This window comes from Mesorhizobium sp. M5C.F.Ca.IN.020.29.1.1, assembly GCF_003997375.1.
Lineage (GTDB): Bacteria > Pseudomonadota > Alphaproteobacteria > Rhizobiales > Rhizobiaceae > Mesorhizobium > Mesorhizobium wenxiniae.
The window spans coordinates 1-3,878 of the sequence record NZ_RZSW01000567.1 but is presented as its reverse complement, the minus strand read 5'-3'; the positions used below and the strand labels follow the sequence as shown (position 1 = coordinate 3,878).

5 protein-coding genes are annotated in these 3,878 nt (G+C 65.0%); all 5 read right to left on the bottom strand.

The annotated features are described in order from the left end of the window. A partial coding sequence (locus EOA85_RS29755; protein WP_164759967.1) for a cupin domain-containing protein occupies positions 1-284 on the bottom strand: 284 nt, incomplete at its 3' end. Between the two features lie 45 nt (positions 285-329). Then, positions 330-782: a carboxymuconolactone decarboxylase family protein gene (locus EOA85_RS29750; RefSeq protein ID WP_065011593.1), complete on the bottom strand. Its 453-nt coding sequence runs from the start codon at positions 780-782 to the stop codon at positions 330-332. A gap of 24 nt (positions 783-806) precedes the next feature. Further along, a complete protein-coding gene (locus tag EOA85_RS29745; protein WP_127212130.1) occupies positions 807-1,244 on the bottom strand; it encodes a cupin domain-containing protein in 438 nt (145 codons plus the stop codon). Between the two features lie 35 nt (positions 1,245-1,279). Continuing rightward, complete coding sequence (locus EOA85_RS29740) at positions 1,280-2,569, bottom strand: epoxide hydrolase family protein (RefSeq protein ID WP_127212129.1); 1,290 nt, start codon at positions 2,567-2,569, stop codon at positions 1,280-1,282. Positions 2,570-2,614: 45 nt separating this feature from the next. Beyond that, on the bottom strand, positions 2,615-3,878 hold a 1,264-nt coding region (locus EOA85_RS29735; protein ID WP_245486132.1), incomplete at its 5' end, for an epoxide hydrolase family protein.

Sequence of the window (3,878 nt, the reverse complement as noted above, 5' to 3'; positions counted from 1 at the left end):
GGGATGAACAAGACCTGGCCCGCCTTAAGCGTCACTGCCGCCTCGCCCTCAAGCTGATACTGAAGCAAGCCTTCGATGACGTAGACGATCTCTTCGCCCGGATGGCTGTGGTTGGGCGCAAGCACGCCGGGCGCGAGGTCGACGCGCACCTGGACGACCTCCCGTCCCGGGATCCCGAGATCGTGTCGTTGCAGATCGGTGCGACTGGTTCCAAGCTGTTCCGCTTTAGCCAAGCTTCCGACTATCAGCGCCGCTGCCGCCACTAATATTAGAGCCGTTTTCATGCGAACCTCCTTGTGGTTTCACGTGATGGGCGCCGGTGGAATTGATCAGGCGGCAACTGCCATTGGCGTCGCGCGAAAACTGATCGCCACTCGGTTGTAGGCGTTCATCAGGCTGATCGCGATCGTCAGGTCGGCCAGCTGCTTTTCGCCGAAGGCCGCGGCCGCAGCCGAGTAAGCGTCGTCCGGCACACCCCGGTCGCCGAGGCGTGTCACGACCTCTGCCCACGCCAGCGCCGCCTTTTCCTGCTCGTCGAAGATTTGGCCGGCCTCCGGCCACACAGCGACGAGGACAAGATGCTCGACAGGCAATCCGCCCTTGAGGAGGTCGCTGGAGTGCGAGTCGATGCAATAGGCGCATCCGTTGATCTGCGAAACGCGCAGGAATACGAGATCGATCAGCCGCGAGGGGAGCCCCGACTGGCGAACGTGTGCGTGGACGGCGCCGAGCGCCTTCATCCCGGCTGGCGAGGCCGCGTAGTAGTTCATCCTCTGCGACATGGCTTTCGTGTCCTTCCATCCGGCTCATTCACTGAGATCGGGGATCACCAGTTGCTCGTCGGGCCCATCCACGACGAGCACGGCAAGCAGGCGCGCCGGCTCGGTGTCACTCGCATTCTCGCTCACCCGGTGATGCGAGCCGGGGTCCTCGAACCATGCCTCGCCGGCCCGGTAGACGCGGGCCGGCTCGTCACCGACCCGGCTCCGGATCGCGCCCGAGACGACATAGGCGTAGATGAATGCCGAGCTGGGGTGATGGTGCGCGGCCGAGCTCACCCCAGGCTCGTAGTCGACGACGTGCGCGACCAGGCGTTTCCCTGGCAGATGCGGAATTGGCTCGTCCGCCGCGACCGTCACGGTTTCCCCGGGAGCTGTGTCATGTGCTTGGGCCACGTCCAGCGCCCAACCGCTTTCGATGAACAATGGCGCAACGACGGCTGCGATCCATCGAGTCGCTTTCATCTGGGTATCCTCTCATTCGTCAGGATGGGTGGTGATCAATGGACCGACCGAAGTGATCTGAAGGCGGCGCGCAGTTCCGCTGAGAAGAGCGCCGGCTCCTCCCAGGCGGCGAAATGGCCGCCCCTGTCGACCTCGTTGAAATAGGCGAGGCCGGGGTAGACGGTCTCGACCCAGCTGCGCGGTGCAGCCCAGAGCTCGCCGGGGAACGTCGTGAAGCCGACCGGAACCGTGACCGGCGGGGGGGCCTTGCCGGATGCGTGGGCTGCTGCCACGACCCGTCCGAATTCCCAGTACCACCGAGCCGCCGAGGCGCCAGTGCCCGTCAGCCAGTACAGCATGATGTTGTCGACGATATTGTCCCGGGTCAGATTGCCCACGGGCTGTTTGTCGACGAACGCGCGGGAGAACTTGTAGTAGCTGTCCGTGTCGTGGTCGAGCATCCAGGCCGCCAGCCCGACCGGTGAGTCCAGAAGGGAGTAGCCGATCGTCTGCGGCCGGGTGGACAACTCCTGGAAGTAGGCGGAGCCGTCCGTGGTGAACCTGTTGACCGCGTCGAGCGCCGCGCGTTCCTGCTCAGACTTTGCCGGCAGGTGGTCCTTGAGGCCGACCGCCGCGAGGAACAAGTTGACGTGGATGCCGAGCAGCCCCTTGGGCGCCTGGCGGCCCATTACGTCCGTGACATCGGCGCCCACGTCGCCTCCCTGGGCGACATAGCGCGTGTAGCCGAGGCGATCCATCAGCTGCGCCCACGCGCGGGCGATGCGGCCTGAGTCCCAGCCGAGCTCGGTCGGCTCGCCGGAGAAGCCGTAGCCGGGCAAGGACGGCAGCACCAGGTGGAAGGCGTCGTCGGATGTGCCGCCGTGAGCGTTCGCGTCGGTCAGCGGGCTGACGGTCTCCAGCAGCTCGATCACCGAGCCGGGCCAGCCATGCGTCATGATAAGCGGCAACGCGTTCTCATGCCGGGATTTGACGTGGATGAAGTGGATCTTCACCCCGTCGATCTCGGTCGTGAACTGCGGCAGTGCGTTCAGTCGTGCCTCGAGCCGACCGAAATCGTAGTCGGTCGCCCAGTAGCGGGCGAGTTCCTGGATTGTCGCGAGCTGTATGCCCTGCGACCGATCCCCGACGAGCTCCTTTGTGGGCCAGCGTGTCGCCGCGATGCGCTGGCGGAGGTCATCGACCACGGCTTGCGGCACCTTCACGGTGAAGGGCCGGATGGAGTGATCTGCGGCCGCCGAAGCAACGTGCACAGGCAACAGGCTGATGGCGCCTGCGGCTACTGAAGCGGCAAGAACATCTCGTCGGGTTGGCGCTGTTTTGTTCATGACATTCTCCTTGGTTTGACGCTGACGCAGAGCGCACCGCGGATTTCAGATGGATTGGCGCAGCTGCCTGAAGGCGGCGCGCAGTTCGGCCGCGAAGAGTTCGGGCTGCTCCCAGGCCGCGAAGTGCCCGCCCTTGTCGACTTCGTTGAAGTAGATCAGATTCCGATAGGCGCGGCGGGCCCATGTCTCCGGCGCGCGATAGACCTCTCCCGGAAACACCGTGATCGCGACCGGAAGCGAGATGTCGCTCGTCTTCTGCGCTGCAGCGAGAATGACGCTTTGGCCACTGGTCTCCCAGTACAGCCGCGCTGCCGACGTTCCTGTATTCGTCAGCCAATACAGCGTGATGTTGTCCAGCACGTCGTCTCTGTCGAGCACACGCTCCGGCTCGCCGTTGTTGTAGTCAAGTATCCAGGCTGCCAGCCCCGCTGGCGAGTCCGCCAGGGAGTAGCCGATCGCCTGCGGCCGAGTGCCCATTATCGCGCCGTAGGCCCTGTACTTCCTGAAGAACGTGTCGAGCGAATCGAACGCTGCGCGCTCCTTCTCGGAAAGTCCCGCCGGCGCGGGCCTTCCGGCGGCGAGCGCAGCAGCCACCTCGGGCGGTATCGTCGCCGGCAGGTTGATGTGAATTCCGAGCAATCCCGCCGGCGCCTGGCGGGCCATCGCGCTCGAGACGGGGGACCCCCAGTCACCGCCCTGGGCGACGTAGCGGGTGTAGCCGAGGCGCTGCATCAGTTCCGCCCAGGCTCGAGCGATGCGCTCGGGATTCCAGCCCGTGCCGGTCGGCTTGCCGGAGAAGCCGTAACCCGGCATCGAGGGGATCACGACGTCGAATGCGTCCTCCGCCTGGCCCCCATGGGCCGTCGGATCGGTCAGCGGCCCGATGACCTTCAGCTGCTCGATGACCGAGCCTGGCCAGCCGTGCGTGATGATGAGAGGCAAGGCATTGGCGTGACGGGATTTCACCTGAATGAAATGGATGTCGAGCCCGTCGATCTCGGTAATGAATTGCGGGAGAGCGTTCAGTTTCTGCTCTGCCCTGCGCCAGTTGTATTCGGTCCCCCAATAGCGCACGATCTCGCGCAGGCTCGCCAGCTTTATGCCTTGCGAGCGGTCATCGACCGTTTCCGGATCGGGCAAACGCGTCGCCGCAATGCGGCGGCGGAGTTCATCGATCTCTGTTTGAGGGATGTTGATCATAAAGGGGCGGATTGGGTCGCTCCCGGCGGCGGCGCGCAGCGTCTTTGGGAGCAGGCTGAGCGCTCCGGCGGCCGCCGCGGCGGCAAGTAATTCGCGCCGAGTGGGCGCT